Source organism: Halobacillus sp. AWH4_228, from assembly GCF_056158365.1.
The window spans coordinates 1,411,773-1,435,456 of record NZ_JBSWTE010000001.1 but is presented as its reverse complement, the minus strand read 5'-3'; the positions used below and the strand labels follow the sequence as shown (position 1 = coordinate 1,435,456).

The window sequence follows — 23,684 nt, the reverse complement described above, 5'->3', positions numbered from 1 at the left end:
GGATCAGTCGCTGTCCATTACTCTGAATCATTTCACAGACAGGGCTCCAAGGTGGTAAACGATAAGCCGTTAAGAAGGAGCTTCCAGCCGATGACTCCCCTCTCTGATCATACGCCACTTTCCGTTCGTATCCTTATCAAAGCCATTGATTTAATATGTACGTATTATATCCATTTGCGAAAAGGAAATCAAGGGCTTTAAAAAGGAAATTGCGATTTGGGCTTCCAGACAGCCTTTTCCTCAAAGATATTCATCAGCAGTTCCAAATTGGAATTCTCCGCCTGATCGGAGTAAATAATGATTTCCTCTGGAGCATGGACGAGCGCCGGCGTGACCGGCCATTCAAGAGGAAGATCAGACACGGCTTCATCCGGGTACTGCTTTTGGTAGAGACGCGTCTCCGAATCACTCAGCGGATTGCCTTCATCATGGAAGTAAGTCAGTCCACGGTCATCGAGAATATGAAGAAGCTGCACCCCCGTATCCTGATGATGAACACGGTGACGCCACGAATCGACCAGCAGCTGATACGATTCCTCCTGCTTATACTCATCAATGACCTTGCCTGTGTAATCCGTCAGGCACCTGTGGACATGTGCCAGACAGCCGGCACTCAAGTCATCAAACAGGACGGTATCCCTTACATGCACGTACTCCTGTATATAGGACTTGATGTAGTGGTGAATAGGCGGAAGCCGCAGACCCGCAGGAGGATGGGAGTCAAAGTCCTGCTCAATCTCAAGAATGCGCTGAATTTCATCGGCATCCTCGAAATGATAGGAGAACCGGAGGACCCCTTCCATCCAGGCAGGAATTTTCCTTTTCCTGACAACATGATGCAGCGCACGCACGACATCCACATAGGCCGACTCCCTTGAGGAAGCATGCATCAATGTGACAGAAAAATGTTTCCCGTTCTCCTCATAAACCCACAGCTTCTGCTCGGAAACGATGGCATTATAAAACGTTTCGGCTTCCAGACGCTTGGAAAAAGATAAGTCAAACACCAGAATTCCCCCCTCATCCCGACTTTCCATCCTATGTCTATCATCAATGCTTCCCGGAAGCATAGAAAATATCATCAAGACCGGCTCGTCTTTTCTTTGTTATATTTATGAGAGGGATGGGTAAATCATGTCACTGACCTTCCTGTTCGCAAAGATTTATGAACGTCTGTTCTGACCGCCGACATAAACCGGTTCACTCAGCTGTTTGATCCGTTCGGTAATCCGCTTGGCTTTCACTTGTTCCACATCGCCGCGGCTGCTTGTCATCAACACTTTTTCAAGTTCGTTCAGCGTATAGTTGGACGTAAAAAAGACGGGCAGACGCTCCATCATCCGATAGTGCAGGATACTGCCTAATATCTCATCCCTGAACCAGGCCGACTGGGATTCTGCTCCGATATCGTCCAGCATTAACACCGGCGTTTCCTTAAAGGCGGTAATTTTATCATTGAGGGAATCATCTTTGATGGATGATTTCATTTCCCTTACAAATTCAGGCATATAAATGATCATCGATGGGATCTGCTTGTCACTGAGAGCATTGGCAATGGCCCCGAGGAAATACGTTTTCCCTACACCGAACGGTCCATGGAAATACAGGCCTTTTGCAGGAAGCTCATCCCCGAGCGTTTCAATGTACTGGACGGTTTGCGCTACCGCCCCTCCGCGGTCGGGGTCTTCCAGATCCATTCGTTCCAGCGATGCTTCCAGGATTTCTCTCGGCATATGCAGGCTGCTTACCAATGATTTCTGATACGACTGCTGTTCCTGTGAACGCTGGCGTCTGCATTTATCATAAATCAGTTTGATGTCGGTTCCCTCCACCTCCAACGATGGAACGTATCCGGGCAGGATGTTGATACACCCCTCCCTCGACGGACATTTTTCGCAGTTTTTCGATTGGGTCTGGTATTCATAAAGCTTGATCAAATGCTTCTCCACCGCTTTTTCATCCAGGCCTTCATTTTCATGCATCAGACGCTGGACTTCAGCAGAGCCCAGGACTTCCGCTTTCATTTGATTGTAGCGCTGCTGAAACTGCTTGTTATCTTTCATCCATTTTTTCAACGATTGCTGAATGGGCTCCATTCCATTCACCCCTTACTCTAGTTTCCTCTATTGGTCAGCCTCGCGATTCTGGCTGCGATATCTTCTTTATCGACCTGAGGCTCAGCAGACGCGGCGGCAGGCTGCTTCTCTTCCTGTTTATTAAACCAGACAGGAATAACTTCGTCTTTTTGGGAAGTCCGCTTCTGTGTTTTCTGACGGCCCCACTGCTGATATTTCTGATGTTCTGCCTTGGCCAGATTCATGGCCTGGCGCACAGTGGTCACGTTTTTACGCGCCCAATGACTGGCGATTTTTTCCATGTAGGATTTCGACAGTTTCATATCCGTTTTCAACATCACATAATGGACAAGCACGTTCATAACCCCGGCTGTGATGCCTTGTTCGGTCATAACATCCCGGATCAGCTTCAAATCCTGTTCCGATGCACGGTTGCCATTGGACAAATCCTCAAGGAGCTCCCTCGGAGAAATCTGCTCGAGCATTTCAACAAACTGGTCTTCCTTGGATCCTGTCGTCTCTTTTTCCATGGAGGCCCATTTCTCACGATCATCGACAGAGGCGGGCTGTACATTTTTTTCTTCTTTCATAAAATCGTGACAGGCAGCCTTAAACTCTTCCTCGACCAAGCAGTGATTTTCATCTATAGCCCATGTCACCGCTTTTTCCAATTCCACGTTGGACAAATCATACAACGTCGCCAGCTGAATGATCAGTTTCTTATTCCGCCCCGTCAAAATCCGTTCACTTGGATACATTCTCTTCTGAAGGGCTTGGCGGAGCCAGGTGAAATCGACGCGGCTTTCCGAGGTTCGTGGACCGCGGTATTCCTGAAAACGCTTCTGCTCCGCAATCACTTCGGTTTCCCTCTGCACAGACTCTATCATTTTATGATGAAACACTTCGTCGAAAGAAGCCGTGATTTCTTCATATCCTTCCACCGAAGGCTCGGGCTTAACAAATCGGCTTTTTACCTGTTCATACTTCTCCTGACCCAACTCATGGGTCAGGAGAAGCGCGAGCATGTCATCCTGGAAAAATTCCTCCGGCGTAAAAGGGGGATGGACCGCATATATATAGACGGTCTGATCGCTCTCTTCGTTCGACCGAAACGTTCTCAGCAATCCAAGAGCCTCCAGCCTCCCCCTGGCTTCATAAATTTTATCCAGAGGAGCGGAAAGGTAAGCCATCAATGAATGGTGGGTCTGAATCGCATCCTGATCCGCAAGATCCGCTTCAGAAAGCAGTATATGGTAGAGAGATACAGCCAGACGTCCAACAATCGGTTGGTATAGATGGGATAACGAACGATGAAAATTTCGAGGCATTTCTCCGCCGTTCCTGATTTTAAAACCGTCTACAGGCAGCAGTCTGCCAATGGAATGATTCATCGTCTACACCTCCTTCGTTCATCCAAATCTATGAAAAAGAAAATGAGCCGGCTCAGGCTCATTCGTCATGATCATCTTTAATTAATTCCTTCAATTCGTCAATAAATACGTTTATATCCTTAAACTGCCGGTAAACGGACGCAAACCGGACGTAGGCCACTTCATCAACTTCGGAGAGACGGCCCATGACCATTTCACCGATATCCTCACTCAGCACTTCTGAAACGCCGCGGTTCCTCAGTTCCTTTTCAATATCAAGCGTAACGGCTTCAAGCTTTTCCACTTCAACCGGACGCTTTTCACAGGCTCTGATCAACCCACGCATCAACTTTTCCCTGCTGAATTCCTCCCGCGTTCCCTCTTTTTTCACGACAATCAGAGGGACCTCTTCAATCCGCTCAAACGTTGTAAAACGAAAGCCGCACTGTTCACACTCTCTCCGTCTTCTGATTGTCTGACCTTCCTCTATTGGTCTTGAATCGAGCACTTTCGTGCTTTTGTAGTGACAGTTTGGACACTTCACCTTTGATCAACTCCACATCGTCTTCGTTTCATCATCTGATCATCCGGGATCCACAGCTGTAAACTGCCGGTCCAGCTGTTCATAGAACTGCACGATCAGATTACGGCTGTAGCCGAAATCCACAGGGCCTCCTGAATCAGTGGTGACCGAAAAGTCCACGGCCGTGCGGAACGGACGGACCATAATAATTGTTGCGACAACAAACGCCCGCCGCTTTCCTTTATAAGTGATCGTCAGTTCTCCGCGCTCCCTGGAGACGGCTTTGATCTCAGATGGTGAAGGGAACATTTCTTCCACGGCGCGGAAAACCTCATCATGCTTGGCTTTGTAATAGTGTGTGATAAGGGCCGTGTCCTTATGCTGTTCACTGGTTTCGGAATGAGTGCTGAGATACCTGGAAATAAATGCTTTCACTAATCTGACTCCTTCAGTCCATTCGACATAATCTTAATTTATTTTAACATGACTTTAAAAAATTAGAAACGGTTTTACAGAAGGAGAGGGCAGACAGCCTGATCCAATAGGTAAGCAGAAAAAAAAGCCATGCAGAACCTTCTGCATGACTTTCTCGTTTTGTGCGTTTACAGAGCACGGGCTTCCTTGACTTCTACAGGACCCATTCCTCTTGGTACTTCAACCGTTTCATTCCGGCCGGCTTCCAAAGCTTCCACAATGTAGTGCGCAGCTACATTCGGATCGATCCGGTCTCCACACGTATACACGTCAATGCTTGCATATCCGTGCTCCGGGAAGCTGTGTATCGTCAGATGTGACTCTGAAATGATAACAACTCCACTAACACCGTGAGGGGCAAACTTGTGAAAAGCCACCTCTCTCACTTCTGCACCGGCTTTCAGTGCAGCATCAACAAAAACCTGTTCTATATACGACATATCGTTCAATTTTGATTCATTGCAATCCCATAGTTCAGCAATTACGTGTCTTCCCATTGTATCCATAACGGATCCCCCTTTGTACATTAACTTCTTCCCCTCTGAAATTGCGGCCATGTACTACCACGGGGGAAAGTTAGTCCTGAGAGGTCCTAACCCTTTGAGTAGACATGAAGATTTTTGAAATTCAGAAGTTCAAAAGAAAGTATAAAGGGTTTATCCCGTTTTTGCAAGATATATTTAAGAAGCCTGAAAAGGGCCGTGAAGAGTCTTCACCTGGAATCAGAGGCGTCCTTTAAGACACTCTCGCCGTCCTTTCCTGTTTCAATAATTTTCCCACATATTTGGCCAGATCAACAACGCGGCAGGAGTAGCCCCACTCATTATCATACCAGGCAAGCACTTTCACTTTTGAGCCTTCCATCACCTGTGTGGACAGCCCATCAATGATGGCGGAAGACGGAGAGGTCGTGTAATCAATGGATACCAGAGGTTCATCGCTGTACTCCAGAATGCCTTTCATGTCCCTCTGTGAGGCAGATGCGAACGCTTCATTCAACTCTTCCTTCGTAACCGCTTTCTTTAGATCGACGACTAAGTCCACTAAAGAGACGTTCGGTGTCGGTACACGTAAAGCCATTCCATTCAACTTTCCCTTCATACTTGGAATGACATCTCCCAGGGCTTTGGCTGCTCCTGTGGAGGTCGGTATGATCGACTGTGTACACCCTCGGGCTCTCCGCAGATCCTTGTGAGGGTTATCCAGGTTCTTCTGATCATTGGTAAAAGAATGAACCGTCGTCATCAAGCCGTTTTCAATACCGAATTCATCTTCCAGCACTTTGACTACCGGCGCCAGACAGTTGGTCGTGCAGGAAGCATTGGAAATAACATCATGCGTTTCAGGGGAATAGGAATCCTCATTGACCCCCATCACAATGGTCGCATCGACTTCCTTACCCGGAGCTGTAATGATGACTTTTTTTGCGCCTGCATCCAGATGGAGAGCAGCCTCATCCTTCGTACGGAACTTCCCGGTAGCTTCGATTACGATGTCCACACCAAGCTCTTTCCAAGGGAGCTCAGCCGGGTTTCTCGTAGAACAGAGCTTGATTTTCTTCCCATTTACCATTAACCCTTCAGGAATCGTACGTACTTCTCCGTCGAATCGTCCATGAACACTGTCATATTTCACCATGTGAGCGATCGTTTCAGCAGGATAGCTGGCATTGACAGCCACAAGCTCCACGGTATCATCTACTGCCGCCTGTCTGAATACCATACGTCCGATTCTTCCCAAGCCATTAATGGCGATCTTTGTTTTCCCCATGATGTTCCAGCCCCCTATATATGATATACTTTTTGGATCATTTCTAGGAATAGTATAACATATTGTAAGCGCTTTTGAAGTGGGTTCAATAATTTTACACAAAAATAACACGTCTTTCTCAGACGTGTTATTATACGAGGTCCCACCGGTGAAGTATGTCTCTTAATTGGAGAAAGCTTTCCTCTTTTGTTCCATTATTATCGATCACCGCATCCGCCATTTCCGCTTTGCGGGTGACAGGAATCTGCGAAGCGATCCGCTCCTGCGCATCTTCCCTCGATGAGGCATCCCGTTCCATCAGCCTTTGGAGCTGCGTTTCCTCATCGACCGCAACGACAAGCACCTTTTCTACATAATCCGTCAGTCCACTCTCATATAGAAGGGGAATATCCAGGACGACAGCATCGGCTTCTTTTGTTTTATAAGATTCCCGCCGCCGGATCATTTCTTCCCGGACACGAGGGTGAACGATGCCGTTCAGTTCTTTCCTTCGTTCTTCACTGCTGAAGATCACCTTCCCGAGCTTTTTCCGGTCCAGTGTTCCATCATCAAAAAGGACGTCTTTCCCAAAAACCCGTACGATGTCCTCGTAGGCGGGCTCACCGGGGCGGACGACATCCCTTGATATTTGATCCGCATCGATGACAGGAATCTCCCACTCATCAAACATGCGAGATACGGTACTTTTTCCACTTGCGATACTACCGGTTAAACCAATGACCAGTGTCATAAAACCCTTCCTTTACGATAGCTTGATCAAGCCGATGATTATTAATAGAACCCCCGGGAGAATGGAGATGCTTTCCACCCTGTTCGTCAGTTTTGCACCGGCCATCATCCCAGTTCCAAGCATGAGAAACGTGGATGAAGCGATAAGCCCACCCGTCAATAGAACGGGAAGACCGATCAGCGCTCCGCTGATGCCCGCCCCTATAGTATCAAGGGAGAGGGCGGTTCCAAGCAGCCACACTTCTTTTCCTTGAATCCCTCCGGACCTATCCACATCAGCGGTCACCGGATCATTCAAAACTTTTGCAGGGTTCAGCCAGGGGTCCTGCTGATCCTCAGTATGTTTTTTAAAAAACTGTCTTAAAAAATAAATGCCGATGGCAATTAAGGCCACCGCTCCAGCCTTTTCCGCCATCTCCGGTTTGACAACATGAACGAGCAGCTGACCAAAGTAGGAGGAAAGAAGAAAAACCATACCTGAAACAGAGGCAATCACCACAATGCCCCAGAATGCGAGTTTTACTTTTTTCAACCCGAGCACACAGCCAATCCCGAAGCTGTCGACACTCACGGCTGTCACAAATAAAAAAATGAACATCCCGATGCCCATACCGCCCACTCCTTTAACATGGAAGTGGGATAGTATATGGCTGTTTATTCAGATACGTGAAGCGGCTGGCAGACTGGACAGACGTGCGTGCCCCTGCCGCCGACTTTCGTTTTAACAATCGGTGTCCCACAGTTCAGGCACTCCATATCCTGCTTTCCATACACACGGAGCTGCTGTTGGAACATTCCGATTTCACCCTGGCTGTTTAAGTAGGAGCGTATCGTCGTGCCTCCCTGCTCAATCGCCTCCAGAATGACAGTGATGCTCGCTTCCCGGATGCTTTCGGCCTCTTCTCTCGTCAATGTATTGGCAATTCTCTCTGGGTGAAGTCCGGCTCGGAACAGCGCTTCGTCTACATAGATATTGCCAAGACCGGCAACAATGGACTGATCAAGGAGCACCGCCTTCATGTTGCGGCTCGTTTTCAGCAGCCTCTGATGAAAATAATCGAGGGTGAAAGCTTCGTCAAATGGATCGGGACCGAGCTGGACCAGTGGTTTATTCAAGGCTTCCTCGCCCTTTTTAAACGCATGCATCGTCCCGAACTTCCGGACATCGTTGTAGCGGAGCTCTGTTCCATCTGTAAAGTGAAAAATCACATGGGTATGCTTCGGTTTCTCAAGTGTTCCATCATAAACGCCGAATTTCCCCTCCATCCGCAGATGGGAAACGAGGGCAATGTCATCAAGGTGGAAAATGAGAAACTTCCCCTTACGATCGATATCGATGATGGACTGTCCTCTAAGCAGGTCACCGAAGGCATTGGGATCCTTCGGCTGTTTAATGATGTTCCCCCAGAAAATGGAGACATCCTTTATTTCTTTTCCTACGGTTAAATGCTTTAAAGTTTTTCTTACAGTTTCCACTTCTGGTAATTCCGGCATCTTTCATTCTCCTTACTTATTTCGCATCGTACCATGTATTTCCATAAGAGGAATCCACTTTCAATGGTACATCAAGCTCTACGGTGTTTTCCATAACGTCTGCGACGAGCGTTTCCAGCTTTTTAACTTCGGCTTCCGGCGCTTCAATGATGAGTTCATCGTGCACCTGCAGGAGAACTCTTGCTTCCATCTTTTCTTCCTGGAGCTTTTCTTCCAGATCGATCATGGCTTTTTTAATGACATCGGCCGCACTTCCCTGGATCGGGGTATTCATTGCCGTCCGTTCAGCAAAGCTGCGCTTATTGAAATTCCGGCTTGTAATATCCGGAAGATAACGCCGGCGGTTCATGAACGTCCGCACATAGCCCGTTTCCTTCGCTTCACGGACAGACTCCTCCATGTAGGTTTTGACTCCCGGATAACTTTCCAAATATTTATCAATGAACGCCTGCGCTTCTTTTCTCGGAATACCGAGACTCTGAGACAAACCATAATCGCTGATTCCATAGACAATGCCGAAGTTGACGGCTTTCGCCTGTCTGCGCATGTTACCCGTAACGTCCGGAGCCGGCACGCCGAAGACTTCCGAGGCGGTCTGCGTGTGAATGTCCTTATCCGCCCGGAATGCTTCAATCAGCTTCTCATCCCCTGCAATGTGAGCCAGCACACGCAGTTCAATCTGGGAATAGTCACTGGCAAACATGACCCAGCCTTCTCTGGACGGAATGAACGCCTGGCGGATTTTCCGTCCTTCCTCAAGCCGGATCGGAATGTTCTGCAGGTTCGGATCCGTGGAACTCAACCGTCCTGTCTGGGTAAGCGCCTGATTGAAACGGGTGTGGATCTTACCGGTATCTTCATGAACGACCTTCAGCAGTCCTTCGATATAGGTGGATTTCAACTTGGACAACTGACGGTTCAACAGAATTTTAGAAATGATTTCGTGTTGATCCTCCAGCTGTTCCAATACATCTGCGGAGGTGGAATAGCCTGTTTTCGTTTTCTTAATGACAGGAAGGCCGAGTTTTTCGAACAAAATCGGTCCAAGCTGTTTTGGAGAATTCAAATTGAACTCTTCGCCCGCCAGCTCATAGACTTCCTGTTCTACTTTATTCAAACGCTCTTCAAGCTCTGCCCCCATTTCCTGCAGACGGCCGACATCCACTGAGACGCCCCGGTGCTCCATACGTCCGAGAATAACAGCCAGAGGCATTTCCAGCTCAACGAGAAGCTCAAACTGTTCATTAGCCTTCAGCTGTTCCTCCATATTCCCTTTCAGCTTATACAGGGTGGCAGCCTTCCTTGCAATATGCTCGTAGACGACCTGATCGTCGTCCGGTCGCTTCATTTTCGCTCCTTTTCCGTAGACCTCTTCATCATATTGGACCGCGGTCTCCCCCATTCGATGGGCGATGGCGGGAATATCATGATTATTTTCAGAAGGGTTCAGCAGGTAGGAAGCAAGAAGCAGATCAAAGCTGATCCCTTTGATGTCCACGTCATGTCTCATGAGAGCTACAGCGGTCTGTTTTGCATCGAAGACCCATTTTTCCTTGGACGCATCCTCCGCCCAGGAGACGAATGCTTCTGATTTCACCGCATTCTCCATGGAAACGACGACTTTGGAATCGTCATTGACGATGGCAATCCCTTCAACTGGAGCGGTATGATAATTTTCATAAAGCATTTCCACGACAAGGGCTTCTGCACCAGTGAATAAATCAGAAGTAACCTCTTCTACAACCTCAACATCGATCTCCGGCAGCGCCTCTGCGACAGACTTTCCTTCTCCCCCTTCCTGGATCCTCGGAAGGAGTGACTGGAAGCCGAGTTCTTTGAAGAAACCGCTCACCTGCTGCGTTTGATATCCTTCAAAGCCAATCGTATCGACGCTGACTTCAATCGGGGCATTTCTCTCGATGGTTACGAGCTGCTGACTCATGAAAGCATTGCCGCGGTTTGTCTCCAGCTTTTCTTTCAGCTTTTTACCACTGACCTCGTCCAGGTTCTCATACAGGTTTTCCAACGTATCAAACTGCTTCAGCAGCTTAACGGCCGTTTTCTCTCCAACACCGGGAACACCCGGGATGTTATCGGAGTTATCTCCCATAAGGGCTTTCAAGTCGATAATCTGATCTGCCCGCACCTCCATTTTTTCCATCAGGAAAGAAGGGGTATATGTATCGACGTTCGTAATCCCTTTCTTCGTAAGGCTGACCGTGATCTGATCATTAACCAGCTGTAGAAGATCCTTGTCTCCGGAGATGACCTTCACCTCATGACCTTTCTCTCCAGCCTGGGTTGCCAGCGTACCGATAATATCATCTGCCTCAAAGTTCGGAAGCTGATAATATTTCACTCCAAACGCATTGAGCAGTTCCTTAAGTACAGGAAACTGTTCGGACAGCTCAGATGGTGTTTTCTGCCTTCCACCTTTGTATTCCTGGTACGTTTCATGACGAAAAGTCGTTTTCCCGGCATCAAATGCGACAAGAAGATGATCGGGCTGGTCTTCCTCCAGTATTTTAAGCAGCATTGTCGTAAAACCATAGACGGCGTTCGTGTATACACCTTTATCATTATTCAGCAGCGGCAGGGCAAAAAAGGCCCGGTAAGCAATACTGTTTCCATCAATCAATACAACTTTCTCAGCCATAAACTCACTCCTTAACTGGAAATGCCTTTCTCTCCTGTAAAGAGGAGCGTCTGCATTTTCCAGCGTAATTATTCCAGTGTTCCCTTAAAGAAAACGCCTTTTCCTTCATTCTACCATGATTCATGGAGAGAAGGAAAAGGCGCACCCCGCCGTTATTCGTAGTAGCCGAGAAGCAGGTCGGCGTATGGTGATCCCTGAGGCAGAATAATCGTTGTTTCACCGTCAATGGTTTTCTTGTATGACTCCAGCGTCCGGTACAATTGATAAAATTCAGGATCCTCAGAGAAGGAATTGTTATAAATCTGCGCAGCCTCCTGTTCACCTTCCGCCCGGATCTTTTCCGCATCGGCCCTGGCTGTAGACAGCATCTCTTTGACTTCTCTATCCACAGAAGCCCGGATCCGGCTTTTTTCCGCTTCCCCTTCCGACAAATACGTCTGGGCAATTTTCTCCCTGTCCGTGATCATCTGATTGAACACGGCCTCCTCGTTCGCCTGAGGAAGATCCGAACGCTTAATACGGACGTCATCCACGACTATACCGTAATTATCACGATCCAGGTATTCATTCACCCGCTTGGCAATTTCTTCGTTCAATGTTCCCCGTGAACTTTCTTCCTCATTGATGATTTCAGAAAAATTCATTTTCCCAAGTTCCGCCCGGACGATCGAAAAGATGAATTCTCCCATCCGCGCTTCCGCACTCATCATTGTTCTCGCATTGGAAATCATTTTCTCAGGGTCAGAGATACTCCAGACAGCATAGTTATCAATGATCATCCTTTTTTTATCAAGCGTGGTGATTTCCTTCTCATCCACGTCATACACCATTTTCTTTTGAGAAAGCGTGGATACCTCCTGAATCATCGGTATCTTGAATTTCAAGCCGGGACTTTCGTGGATTTTAATGACATCACCGAACTGCCTTACTACCTTATATTCCCCTTCTTTGACAATCACTACAGAACTAAGGGCGATCAATATCAAGCCGGCAGCAGCTACTAAAGCAAGGCCGCCTTTGATGAATTTCCGAAAATCCTTCTGCTGCTTTTCATTGATATCCTGAATTCGATCGTCGGTCATGATTGCTCCTCCTCTTCTTGTTCTGTTTCCTCGCCATCTTCCTGTGCAGGTGCGGCAGGCTGATTCTGCTGCTGAAGAGGAAGGTACTTCATCGTATCTCCATCATCGTTCATCACATACACATCTGCTTCAGGCAGGACTTCCTCGAGCGTTTCCATGACAAGACGCTCTCTTGTTACACTTTCGTTACCTTGATATTCACTTAGCAGTGCATCAAATTTGGACACCGCTCCTTCCGCTGTGCGGACCCTGTCCACCTTGTCCCCTTCTGCTCTTTGTATAATGGCATCTTTTTCACCTTTGGCTTCCTCCCGCATCTGGTTGGCATACTTTTCAGCTTCGTTCACTTTGCTTTGTTTTTGTTCACGCGCATCCGTCACCTTTGTAAAGGCACTGCGGACGTCTTCGTTGGGCAGGTCCACCTCCTGCAGACGGACGTCTATGATGGATATCCCAATCTCATAGCCTTCAATCAGACGGACAAGGTCTTCTCTTACTTCGTTTTCGATTTCAGCCTTTCCTGATGTTAGCGCCTCGTCAATTTCACTGCTGCCTATGACCCCTCTCAGTGTGGATGAGGTGGCGTTAAACAGCACCTGCTCAGGGTTCTCCGATGCAAATAAGTAACCGGACGGATCTGTGATTTTCCATTGAACGACAAGGTCCGCCTGCACGATCATGTCGTCTCCTGTAATCATCGTCACTTTATCAGCCTCTTCTCCCTCTTCATCAAAACCAAAATCAAGGCTGAATGTTTCCTTGGACATTTTCTCTACTTCCTGCACAGGCCACGGCATCTTAAAATGAAGACCGGGCTCTGTAATGCCATCCTCCGCTTCTCCGAACGTAAGCACGACCGCCTGCTCGGACTCATCAACGGTGTACCATGTGGTCATGAATACGACAAGCAGGACCGCCGCCCCGGCAATTAAGCCGGCCCACTTATATATCTGTTTCAGACTCATGTCGATTTCCCCTTTATATGTAGATTACTAATATTTACGAAACTGTAACAAAAAGGTTTCAAAACCTCGTTTTTTGACATAAAAAAAGACAGAAGCGAGGGAAGCTTCTGCCAATAAGAGAAAACACCTTGGATGAAAGGGTTTCAAAGATATTTTATCGAAACATTGTTAATGCCAATTTAATGAAATATTAATTTTCCGTAAACTTCTTCGGAATTTCAACATGGAAGGTCGTCCCTTGATCTACTACACTCTCCACGTGGATGTTTCCGTGATGGGCTTCTACGATATGCTTGACGATAGCCAGACCGAGCCCTGTACCACCAGAATTCCGGCTTCTTGCCTTATCCACACGATAAAAGCGTTCGAAAATCCTCGGAACCTCGTCTTCCGGAATACCTACACCATTGTCAGACACGGAAATCATCACCGTTTCTTCTTTTTCTCTAAATGTTAATGAAACCCCTCCATCATCACGACTATAGTTAATCGCATTGGCCAGTAAGTTCATAAACACCTGTTTTAAACGACTGGAATCTCCGCGGATAATGGTTTCCCCTTCCACAAATGCCTGAAGGTGCACGCCTTTTTGCTCAGCATGCTGCCCGACAATGGGTAAAAGATCGTGTAGAAGACGCTGGACATCGACTTTCTCAATATTGAGAAGAAAATCTTCCCTCTCCAGTTTGGACAGCTCCAGGAGATCCTGAATAAGAGATTGAAGACGACCGCTTTCCTTCAATATAATCTGAAGAAACTGCTCCAGCATCTGCTCATCCTTCATTGCGCCGTCCAGAAGCGTTTCTGAAAACCCGCGGATGGAGGTGATCGGTGTTTTCAGCTCATGGGAGACGTTAGCCACAAAGTCCTTTCTCATCTGCTCCAAATGCTTCAATTCTGAAATATCATGAAAGACCAGCACAACGCCTTTCCATTTCCGGCCTTCACTGAAAATAGGGGCTCCTGTGACCTCAAGGTGTTTCCGATCGATATTGACCGGGAGCACAAATGTTTCACTGATGGTTTCTTCAAACATATAAATCTTTTTAACCGTCTCATGAATGGTCGTATATGGAATGGCATCGTGGTAAAGATATCCGATGTAATCCTTCTGCTCCCCGCCGAAAGTCTCCATAAAGGCACGGTTGGTCAAAAGGATGTACCCTTTTTCATCGATCAGCATCAGACCGTTACCCATATTGTTAATAACTGCTTCCAGCTGGTTCTCCTGCATCCCCTTCGTACTGGTCATTTCCTGAAGGTTGCGCGCAAGGATATTAATCGACTGACTAAGCTGACCAGCTTCACCGAAGTGCCCTTCATACGTGCGCGCCTTATAATTCCCTTCTGCCAGTTCATTCGCTACATCAGCTGCCGAACGGATCGGACGGATGTATTTTGAAAAGACATTGTAGCCAAGAACGAAGATTATCACCAGTCCGATTAACAGTGTACATCCGATCAACAGCCAGATGTTCTTTGTAATGTTGGTTAAAGAATTGACCGGCGAGAGGAGAATGAGCGTCCCGTCGACATCGTTGACCTGGTTATCAACCGAATAATAAAAGATATTGTCGATCAAGTACCCTTCATTATCTTCAATCTGTTCGGCCTTCACTCTAGTCAGGATATGCTGTTTTTCACTATTACTGATAATGGGAACAGCCTCCACAGTATCCAGCAGTGTATCACCATCATCTGAAATGAAGACCATTCCGGTATTCAGCTGATCACTGAATTCTAAAAGTTCATCCTGACTGACATCCTCTTCATCCGTGAATCTCTCCAGGTAGGTGACGAAATACCGGCTTTCAAGCTCCACCCGCTCTTCAAAAATGTTTATGAAATACCCGCGCGTCAGCTGGGCAAGAATGACACCAAGACCAAGCATGACGATGACGACGAGTACGGAGTATGTCATGAGTGGTCTTGTATTGGAGGAAGCCATTTATTTCGGCTCCTCCATCTTATAGCCCAGGCCGCGGATCGTCTTGATATACACCGGTTTTTTCGTGTCCGGTTCAATTTTCTCCCGCAGATGACTGACGTGGACATCAACAATACGGGTATCTCCAGCAAAATCATAATTCCAGACCGCGCTCAGCAGCTGGTCCCTGGATAAGACACGTCCGAGGTTCTGCCCTAAATAGAGAAGCAGTTCAAACTCCTTTGGTGTGAATGTCAGAGGCTTGTCTTTAATGGATGCCTCATACTGCTCCGGATAAATCACCAAATCGGCCACTTGAATCATTTTCATTTCCGGACCGGCCGGTTCGCGTACCATCCTTCTTAAGATCGCTTTAATCCGAGCGACAACTTCTCTTGGACTGAAAGGTTTCGTCAGGTAGTCGTCCGCCCCAAGCTCCAGGCCGAGCACCTTATCGAATTCATCATCCTTGGCTGTTAACATCAAAATCGGCGTGGACACCTGCATCTGACGGAGCTGTTTACACACTTCCATGCCATCCATCCCTGGAAGCATAACGTCCAGAACGATGAGGTCGAACGTGGATTTTGATGCTTTTTCAAGCGCATCCGTTCCGGAATAGGCTACTTCCGTTTCAAATCCTGCCTGGTCTATATTGTATTTCAACAATGTTACGATGGATTCTTCATCATCGACAATTAGTATTCTTTGTTGTTCCAATCCCATCACCTCAACTGCAAAGTTAATCTCATCATACAATGAAGTTTACATTTTGAATACGGATCTTTATGATTTTTACTTAATTTTAATATAGTCCCAATTCCTGTCTTCATACGTGAAGACTCTATTTCTACACCCATTAAAGAAACAGGCCTGCGGGATAAAACCCCGCAGGCCTGTTTGAGAGAGCTTGTCCATAAGACGAGAGAATGACTCAATAAAAGTTTTCGAGAGAAACGGCATTCATAGAGGCCGGCTCATATGGCGGAATAACCGTCAGTTGTCCCTTGATGACTTCTTTTCCTTCCTCGTCATATCCGTGCATATCCACAACGACGTAATGTTCCTGATGATTAATATCCGTTATTTCAGCATGAAACCGGACTTCTGCATAGTGGTAAAGAGGGTGGGGATAACTTAACTGCTGATGTATGATATGACTCCCCGGTCCCGGAAGATGCATGGACACGATGGATGATGCCATACCACACAGCATAACGCTGGGTACGATCGGCTGTTTGAAGGGGGTCTGGGATGCATAATCATGTTGAATATAAAGCGGATTTGCATCATCGGTCAGCCCAAGGTAGATAAGCAGATCCCGGTCTTCTACTCTCGATGTGGTTGTAAAAGTATCGCCTACTTTCAAAGCCTGTATTTTTCTGCCGAGTTTTCTTTTCTTCCCAATCATGGCAGCCACTCCTTTTTTGAAAGCGTTTGCTTATTTGGTGTAAAAAAGGGGTCCGAGATATCCCCGAACCCCTTCTCTTCTTTATTTTAATACATGGAGGACATTTTTAACAGAGTCAGCTGATTGATCCAGCTGTTGTTTTTCTTCCTCTGTCAATTCGAGCTCAATGACTTCCTCAATACCGTTACCACCAAGGATGGTAGGCACACCGAGGTAAATACCGTCATACCCGTACTCACCTTCCAGGTAGGCGATGGCTGGGATAATACGACGCTGATCCTTCAAGATCGCCTCGGCCATTTGAACAAGAGAAGCGGCAGGAGCGTAATAGGCGCTGCCGTTTCCAAGCAGACCTACAATTTCTCCTCCCCCTTTTCTCGTGCGTTCGACAATCGCCTCGAGACGCTCTTTTGAAATCAGGCGTTCAAGCGGAATACCTCCCGCAAAGGAATAACGAAGCATTGGTACCATATCGTCCCCGTGGCCGCCGAGCACAAAGCCTGTGACGTCCTTCACGGAAATGTTCAATTCCTCTGCCACGAACGTACGGAACCTGGCTGTATCCAAAACACCGGACTGACCTATGACCCGGTTTTTAGGAAGACCGGCTTCCTGGAAGACGGAGTAGGTCATCGCATCGACAGGGTTCGTCAATACAACGATGAAACAGTCCGGGGAGTTTTTCACAATCTCTTTCGTTACGCTCTTCATTATCTTGGAGTTGGTGCTGACAAGATCATCACGGCTCATCCCGGGTTTCCGGGCAATACCGGCGGTAATGATCACCAGGTCGGAACCTTCCGTATCCGCATAGTCCGAAGTTCCCTGGATTTTCGCGTCAAACCCCTGGACAGGGCTGGCTTCCAGCATATCCAGTGCCTTCCCTTTCGTCGGATCTTCCATATCCGGAACATCTACAAGGACGACATCCCCAAGTTCCTTCTGAGCAAGCATTAATGCCGTCGTTGCACCAGTAAATCCGGCACCGATGACAGAGATTTTCCTTCTTTGAATACTCATCGTTCCTCTCCTTCCACTTGCCATTAGTCCATGTTCTTAATCAGTTCGTCACCAAACTCTGAACATTTCACTTCTGTTGCCCCTTCCATCATACGGGCGAAGTCGTAAGTAACGACCTTGCTTCCAATGGTTTTATCCATGGATTGAGCAATAAGATCAGCCGCTTCTCTCCAGCCAAGGTGTTCAAGCATAAGGACACCGGACAGGATGACAGATGATGGATTCACTTTATCAAGCCCGGCATATTTAGGAGCGGTACCGTGAGTCGCTTCAAAAATAGCATGGCCGGTTTCGAAGTTAATATTTGCTCCAGGAGCAATTCCGATCCCGCCGACTTGAGCAGCAAGAGCATCAGAAATATAATCTCCGTTCAAGTTCATCGTAGCAACGACGTCGAATTCTTTCGGACGTGTCAGGATCTGTTGAAGGAAAATGTCAGCTATCGCATCTTTGACGATGATTTTGCCTTCCGCTTCCGCCTCATCCTGAGCTTTGTTGGCTGCATCCTTGCCTTCTTTCTCAACGATGCGGTCATATTCAGCCCATGTAAAGACTTTGCCTGCATACTCTTCTTCCGCTACTTCGTAACCCCATGTCTTGAAGGCACCTTCTGTGAACTTCATGATGTTTCCTTTGTGGACAAGCGTTACGTTCCTGCGTCCTTCGTTGATCGCATAATCAATCGCCGCACGGACCAGACGTTTCGTACCCTCTTCAGATACTGGTTTGATACCGATACCGGAAGTTTCAGGGAAACGAACGTTATGTACACCCATTTCGTTCTGCAGAAAATCGATGACTTTTTTGACTTCCGGAGTGCCCTTCTGCCACTCAATACCTGCATAAATATCTTCAGTATTCTCACGGAAGATTGCCATATCCGTATCTTCAGGACGTTTTACCGGAGAAGGGACGCCTTTGAAGTAGCGGACCGGACGAAGACATGTGAATAGATCCAATTCCTGACGCAGCGCTACGTTCAAGGAACGGATTCCACCACCGATTGGAGTCGTCAGAGGTCCTTTGATTGCAATCTTATAATCGCGGATCGTATCCAGTGTAGCTTCCGGAAGCCATTCCCCTGTCTGATCATAAGCTTTCTGACCAGCAAGGACTTCTTTCCACTCAATCGATTTCTGACCATTATAGGCTTTATCTACAGCTGCTTCAATGACGCGGCTGGCTGCTGCCCAGATGTCAGGACCGATACCATCACCTTCAATATATGGGATCACCGGACGATCAGGTACGTTTAATGTTCCGTTTTGTTCTACTGCGATTTTTTGTGCTTGTGTCAAAATAAACCCTCCTAAATTTTCTGTAATCATGGATGATTCATCCTATTCTATCATACGTTAAAATAGGATGAATAAAAAGCCGGTACAACTTCACAGCCGGTTATTAACGGTCTTCAATCGGCGTGTACGTCTGGCCTTTAGGCCCTGCATACTCCGCACGAGGACGGATCAGGCGGTTGTTGGAATATTGTTCAAGGATATGAGCAAGCCATCCAGACACACGGCTGACGGCGAATATCGGCGTGAACAAATCGTGATCGATTCCAAGACTGTGATAGACAGAAGCAGAATAGAAGTCCACGTTTGCCGGCAGTCCTTTGTTTTCCTTGATATAATCTTCAATCTTAATAGACATTTCATAGTATTTGGAGTGGCCGGTCAGCTTTGTGAGCTCACGGGACATCTCTTTCAAATGCTTGGCGCGTGGATCACCGGAACGATAGACACGGTGGCCCATCCCCATGATTTTCTCTTTGTTTTCAAGTTTCTTCTCAATGGCCGGTACGGCATCTTCCACACTATCAATTTCCGTAAGCATCTTCATCACACGCTCATTGGCACCACCATGAAGCGGTCCTTTCAGTGCCCCGATAGCCGCTGTTACACCGGAATATACGTCGGATAAAGTGGCAACACAAACACGGGCTGTGAATGTAGATGCGTTCAATTCATGGTCTGCGTGCAGGACAAGCGCTTTGTTGAAGGCTTCAACTTCAAGATCTTCCGGGTCTTTTCCATTTAGCATGTAAAGGAAATTCGCTGCAAAGCTGAGTTCTTTTTTAGGTGAGACAGGCTCCTTCCCTTTACGGATCCGGGCAAAAGCCGTGACCACAGTAGGAATTTTCGCCTGCAGACGAAGCGCCTTGCGGTTGTTCGCTTCCTCTTCCATCACATCGGATTCAGAATCGTACAGACCGAGCATTGAAACGGCTGTACGCAGGGCAGCCATTGGATGAACGGTCGTTAAATCATAGGATTTAAGATGATCAATGACCTCTTTTGGAATGTCCATATTGGAAATTAAATCTTCTTTGAACTCTTTCAATTCCTGTGAATTAGGAAGCTTTAAGTTCCAAAGAAGGTAGATCACTTCTTCAAAGCTTGAGTTATCAGCTAAATCATCGATATCGTACCCAACATACGTAAGCTTATCGTCTATGATGGAACTGATGGATGATTCCGTTGCTGTAATCCCTTCAAGACCTTTAGTTGATGATGACATACAATCTCTCCCTTTCGAAAAGTTCCAAACGAATGCTTGTCCGTTTGACAAGAAAACGCTTTACATTTAACAGAATTCCTTAATAGGAAAATGACCCCACAAACAATTATAAAGTATTCTGAAGAGAATGTGAATTGAAACCGTTTAATTTTGATGGAATTTATCGAACCTTTTTCCTTTTATTCCCTTAGTGAACAGGGTGCAAACAGGGCAGAAGTCTTACAATCCACATCGAAAAAAGAGGGTGCCGGAGTTGACCAACCACCTTATTTCCATCATTTTAAGGTCCGTTCTGCTTCTTGGAGGCTTAACGGCAGCAGCTATGCTTTTCCTGTTCCTATGGAATTATTTACATCCTTTTCTGAGTGCCTACCTTTTTGCAGCACTTCTTCGTCCTTTCATCCTTCTGATATCCCGCAGGCTTCATCTGCCCCGTTTCCTTTCTATTCTACTTGTTCTCGGGATGTTCACCCTGCTTGCACTCAGCATCTTCGCCCTTGTGGTAGCTGAGCTGATCAAGGGATTTCAGCACTATTCCACAGACCTCCCTGCTCAGGCAGCTGCTTTATCAGTGTTTATAATGAATCAAGGAAGAGAATGGGCGGAACCGTTGACGTTAAGACTGCAGTCCTCTCTGGAGCACTCCGGAATCGTGACCTCTTCCATTGATGAATACCTGCAGGCGGTGCAGAGTCAGGCGGGACGGGTAAGTATGGATTTGTTAAGCGGGGTGTTCGAAGGTATCCGGTATATCGCAGGGATGATTCCGACTTCTTTAGCTTACACAGGTATCGTTATGATCGGTACTTTTTTCTTCAGTAAGGATTGGGAAGCGATTCACCGGCCTTTCCGGAGGATTATTCCAGCTGTTGTCCTGGACCGTGCCGAACAGGTGCGTGTTGAAATCGGAAAGACATTCAAAGGACTGATCAGAGCTCAATGTATGCTTGTAAGCATCAGCACCCTCATTATAGGCAGCGGACTCTATCTGCTTGATGCTCCCCACGCTCTCACGGTAACGGCTGCCGCCTGTCTGGTCGACTTCATTCCTTATGTAGGGACAGGGGTGATTTTCATTCCATGGATGCTGTTCCAGTTTTTTTCTGGAGATTTCCCAATGACGATTGGGCTTGCTGTTCTATATGCTGTCGCCGTTACGACAAGGCAGCTTCTGGAGCCCAAGCTGATGGCCGATCAATTCGGTGTCCCCCCCATTGTCCTGCTGCTTACCTTTGCGGCGGGCTTTCAACTTCTCGGCGTCTATGGAATCATGCTCAGTCCGCTTTTGCTGATGGTCATTCAGACATTAAAGAGGACTGGAGCTTTTAAAGAACTCTTTCATTTTATTACAGCAAAATAAAGCTCCATTTCCAGAACGGAAATGGAGTCTTTTTATTTTCTGTAAATGGTCACGGTTCCTTTATCCATTGCTTTCTGAATCGCCCGTTTCACAAGTCCTTTTAACGGCGTTCTCGTCATGGGCAGGAGAAGGATGAATCCTGCGGCGTCTGTAATGAACCCAGGCGTTAACAGGACAGCTCCTCCTACAAGGATACAAGCCCCGTCCAATAAAGCATCCTGAGGCATACGCCCCTGCTGCATAGAGAGCTGGACATTCTGGATCGTTTCCATCCCTTGTTTCTTGGCAAGCCAGGCTCCCAGGGCCCCCGTACTGATGATCAGAAGGATGACCCACCATGGACCGATGACATTTCCGGCCCCGATCAGCAGACCGATTTCCAATGCGGGTATGATCAATATGAGGATGAATAACCAGCGAAACATAGCATCTTCCCTTCTTTTCCTTTCCTCCATTATACCTTTTTAAAGCTGTAAGGTAAAAAATAAAAGGCAGGGATCTCATCCCTGCCTTTCCTTCTATCTATTACAGGACGCTTGCATGTCCTTCGTAAATGTCACCACGGGAACTGTCGATGGTAAGATCGGAACCATCCTTGATCAGTTCAAGAGCATTTGGTACGCCCACGATAACCGGGATACCAAGGCTTAGTCCGACAACGGCTGCGTGGGAAGTCAGACCGCCTTCAAGTGTAACGATTCCTGCCGCTTTTTCAATGGCAGGCATCATGTCACGGTCTGTTCCGTGAGTCACGATGATATCACCGTCTTCTACACGGTTGATGGCATCCTGAGCATCTTTAGCGATGATGGCACGACCATACGCGCTCTTCTGGCCGACACCCTGGCCTTTGACCAAAACATCACCGATAACGTGAACTTTCATCAGGTTGGTTGTACCGCTCTCTCCAACAGGTACACCACCCGTAATGATGACACGATCCCCGCGGTCAGCTAGGCCGGAAGCAAGGCTGCGTTCAACCGCAACGTCTAGCATGTCATCCGTAGAGTACGCGCGCGGCCCCATGACTGCATACACTCCCCATACAAGTGAAAGCTTACGGTTGACCTCTTCGTCAGACGTAATCGCTACGATCGGAGCTTTTGGACGATACTTGGAGATCATGCGGGCGGTATGTCCACTTTCAGTCGGCGTAACAATGGCGGCTGCATCCAGGTTGATCGCTGTGTGCGTAACAGACTGGCTGATGGCATCTGTAATCGTCATATCACTGTGCTTGGAGCGGTCCTGCAACAGGGATACGTGGTTCAAGCCTGTTTCTGTTTTGGAAGCAATATTATGCATCGTTTGGACGGCTTCCACCGGATAGTCACCAGCAGCTGTTTCGCCGGAAAGCATGATCGCATCGGTGCCGTCAAAAATGGCATTGGCTACGTCAGAAGCTTCCGCACGCGTTGGACGTGGGTTGCGCTGCATGGAATCTAGCATTTGTGTGGCCGTAATAACCGGCTTGCCGGCTTTATTGCATTTGCGGATCAACTGCTTCTGCACAAGAGGTACATCTTCTGCTGGAATTTCAACACCAAGGTCACCACGGGCAACCATCAATCCATCACTGACTTCAAGAATTTCGTCGATGTTGTCGACACCTTCCTGGTTCTCGATTTTTGGAATGATTTGAATGTGGTTGGCGTTATGCTTCTCAAGAAGTTCTTTGATTTCAAGAACATCAGACGCACGGCGTACGAAAGATGCAGCGATGAAGTCAACACCCTGCTCAATACCGAACTCGATATCCTTGGCATCTTTTTCTGTAATACCAGGCAGGTTGACGCTAACGTTTGGAACGTTGACGCCTTTTTTGTTTTTCAATGGTCCATTGTTAAGGACCGTTGTCTTGATTTCTTCATTTTCCTTGTCCACTTCTTCCACCTGAAGTTCCACAAGACCGTCATCAAGAAGAATTTTGGATCCAGGGTGTACGTCGTTGATGAGACCGGAATAAGTTACAGAGAAACGCCCTGCATCCCCTTCGATATCCTTCATGGATACGTACGTTGTGGATCCTTTTTCAAGGTAGCACTCTCCACCTTTTAGAGAACCGGTACGAATTTCCGGACCTTTGGTATCCAGAAGAATCGCTACAGTCTTCCCTACGGCTTTTGAAGCTTCACGAATGTTTGTGATACGTGCACCATGTTCGTCGAAATCTCCATGTGAAAAGTTCAGACGGGCAACATTCATCCCTGATTCGATAAGCTGTGTCAACTTTTCTACAGATTCAGACGCTGGTCCAATCGTGCTGACGATTTTTGTTTTTCTAAACATATTATTTCCTCCTCTAGTG

22 protein-coding genes are annotated in these 23,684 nt (G+C 47.3%); 1 reads left to right on the top strand and 21 read right to left on the bottom strand.

Annotated elements, in window-relative coordinates; genetic code table 11:
• Positions 1 to 197: 197 nt before the first annotated feature.
• The 19 genes from ytxC to citZ form a co-directional block, all read right to left on the bottom strand.
• A complete protein-coding gene (gene ytxC, locus ACXADP_RS07060) occupies positions 198 to 1,007 on the bottom strand; it encodes a sporulation protein YtxC (protein ID WP_474969166.1) in 810 nt (269 codons plus the stop codon).
• A gap of 156 nt (positions 1,008 to 1,163) precedes the next feature.
• Positions 1,164 to 2,096, bottom strand: coding sequence for a primosomal protein DnaI (gene dnaI / locus ACXADP_RS07055; RefSeq protein WP_474971156.1), 933 nt, complete (start codon positions 2,094 to 2,096; stop codon positions 1,164 to 1,166).
• A gap of 17 nt (positions 2,097 to 2,113) precedes the next feature.
• The gene (locus ACXADP_RS07050) at positions 2,114 to 3,466 is read right to left on the bottom strand and encodes a replication initiation and membrane attachment family protein (protein WP_474971155.1); all 1,353 of its coding nucleotides are present in this window, start codon (positions 3,464 to 3,466) and stop codon (positions 2,114 to 2,116) included.
• A 58-nt stretch (positions 3,467 to 3,524) separates the two neighbouring features.
• Complete coding sequence (nrdR, locus tag ACXADP_RS07045) at positions 3,525 to 3,989, bottom strand: transcriptional regulator NrdR (RefSeq protein ID WP_027955176.1); 465 nt, start codon at positions 3,987 to 3,989, stop codon at positions 3,525 to 3,527.
• 39 nt (positions 3,990 to 4,028) lie between these two features.
• The gene (locus ACXADP_RS07040) at positions 4,029 to 4,403 is read right to left on the bottom strand and encodes a cytosolic protein (RefSeq protein ID WP_206935525.1); all 375 of its coding nucleotides are present in this window, start codon (positions 4,401 to 4,403) and stop codon (positions 4,029 to 4,031) included.
• A gap of 167 nt (positions 4,404 to 4,570) precedes the next feature.
• Positions 4,571 to 4,948, bottom strand: a complete 378-nt coding sequence (speD, locus tag ACXADP_RS07035; protein WP_027955174.1) for an adenosylmethionine decarboxylase — start codon at positions 4,946 to 4,948, stop codon at positions 4,571 to 4,573.
• 229 nt (positions 4,949 to 5,177) lie between these two features.
• On the bottom strand, positions 5,178 to 6,212 hold the full coding sequence (locus ACXADP_RS07030; RefSeq protein ID WP_027955173.1) for a glyceraldehyde-3-phosphate dehydrogenase: 1,035 nt from the start codon (positions 6,210 to 6,212) through the stop codon (positions 5,178 to 5,180).
• Positions 6,213 to 6,342: 130 nt separating this feature from the next.
• Entirely contained in the window at positions 6,343 to 6,942 is a 600-nt protein-coding gene (gene coaE / locus ACXADP_RS07025; protein ID WP_474971154.1) for a dephospho-CoA kinase, read from the bottom strand.
• 12 nt (positions 6,943 to 6,954) lie between these two features.
• Complete coding sequence (locus ACXADP_RS07020; RefSeq protein ID WP_474969171.1) at positions 6,955 to 7,551, bottom strand: manganese efflux pump; 597 nt, start codon at positions 7,549 to 7,551, stop codon at positions 6,955 to 6,957.
• Between the two features lie 44 nt (positions 7,552 to 7,595).
• Positions 7,596 to 8,435: a DNA-formamidopyrimidine glycosylase gene (gene mutM / locus ACXADP_RS07015; RefSeq protein ID WP_474971153.1), complete on the bottom strand. Its 840-nt coding sequence runs from the start codon at positions 8,433 to 8,435 to the stop codon at positions 7,596 to 7,598.
• Between the two features lie 16 nt (positions 8,436 to 8,451).
• Positions 8,452 to 11,091, bottom strand: coding sequence for a DNA polymerase I (gene polA, locus ACXADP_RS07010; RefSeq protein ID WP_474971152.1), 2,640 nt, complete (start codon positions 11,089 to 11,091; stop codon positions 8,452 to 8,454).
• 152 nt (positions 11,092 to 11,243) lie between these two features.
• Positions 11,244 to 12,173 (bottom strand): protease modulator HflC, encoded by a 930-nt coding sequence (gene hflC / locus ACXADP_RS07005; protein ID WP_474969174.1) that lies wholly within the window; start codon positions 12,171 to 12,173, stop codon positions 11,244 to 11,246.
• Entirely contained in the window at positions 12,170 to 13,138 is a 969-nt protein-coding gene (gene hflK / locus ACXADP_RS07000) for an FtsH protease activity modulator HflK (RefSeq protein ID WP_474969175.1), read from the bottom strand. The genes hflC and hflK overlap by 4 nt, the downstream gene beginning before the upstream one ends.
• A gap of 190 nt (positions 13,139 to 13,328) precedes the next feature.
• Positions 13,329 to 15,086, bottom strand: coding sequence for a two-component system histidine kinase PnpS (gene pnpS, locus ACXADP_RS06995; protein WP_474971151.1), 1,758 nt, complete (start codon positions 15,084 to 15,086; stop codon positions 13,329 to 13,331).
• On the bottom strand, positions 15,087 to 15,785 hold the full coding sequence (locus ACXADP_RS06990) for a response regulator transcription factor (protein ID WP_422875648.1): 699 nt from the start codon (positions 15,783 to 15,785) through the stop codon (positions 15,087 to 15,089). It lies immediately after the preceding gene.
• A gap of 214 nt (positions 15,786 to 15,999) precedes the next feature.
• Entirely contained in the window at positions 16,000 to 16,476 is a 477-nt protein-coding gene (locus ACXADP_RS06985) for a MaoC family dehydratase (RefSeq protein WP_474969177.1), read from the bottom strand.
• A gap of 81 nt (positions 16,477 to 16,557) precedes the next feature.
• Positions 16,558 to 17,496: a malate dehydrogenase gene (mdh, locus tag ACXADP_RS06980; RefSeq protein ID WP_027955163.1), complete on the bottom strand. Its 939-nt coding sequence runs from the start codon at positions 17,494 to 17,496 to the stop codon at positions 16,558 to 16,560.
• Between the two features lie 23 nt (positions 17,497 to 17,519).
• Positions 17,520 to 18,794 (bottom strand): NADP-dependent isocitrate dehydrogenase, encoded by a 1,275-nt coding sequence (gene icd / locus ACXADP_RS06975; RefSeq protein ID WP_474969179.1) that lies wholly within the window; start codon positions 18,792 to 18,794, stop codon positions 17,520 to 17,522.
• A 103-nt stretch (positions 18,795 to 18,897) separates the two neighbouring features.
• On the bottom strand, positions 18,898 to 20,016 hold the full coding sequence (gene citZ / locus ACXADP_RS06970; protein ID WP_474969180.1) for a citrate synthase: 1,119 nt from the start codon (positions 20,014 to 20,016) through the stop codon (positions 18,898 to 18,900).
• Positions 20,017 to 20,269: 253 nt separating this feature from the next.
• Between citZ and ytvI the strand changes: the two genes are divergently transcribed.
• A complete protein-coding gene (ytvI, locus tag ACXADP_RS06965; protein ID WP_474971150.1) occupies positions 20,270 to 21,376 on the top strand; it encodes a sporulation integral membrane protein YtvI in 1,107 nt (368 codons plus the stop codon).
• Positions 21,377 to 21,408: 32 nt separating this feature from the next.
• Here ytvI and ACXADP_RS06960 read toward each other — a convergent pair whose 3' ends face one another.
• Positions 21,409 to 21,801, bottom strand: coding sequence for an FxsA family protein (locus tag ACXADP_RS06960; protein ID WP_474969182.1), 393 nt, complete (start codon positions 21,799 to 21,801; stop codon positions 21,409 to 21,411).
• A gap of 100 nt (positions 21,802 to 21,901) precedes the next feature.
• Positions 21,902 to 23,665 carry a pyruvate kinase gene (pyk, locus tag ACXADP_RS06955; RefSeq protein WP_474971149.1) on the bottom strand — a complete coding sequence of 588 codons (1,764 nt, stop codon included), beginning with the start codon at positions 23,663 to 23,665 and terminating at the stop codon, positions 21,902 to 21,904.
• Positions 23,666 to 23,684: the final 19 nt, after the last annotated feature.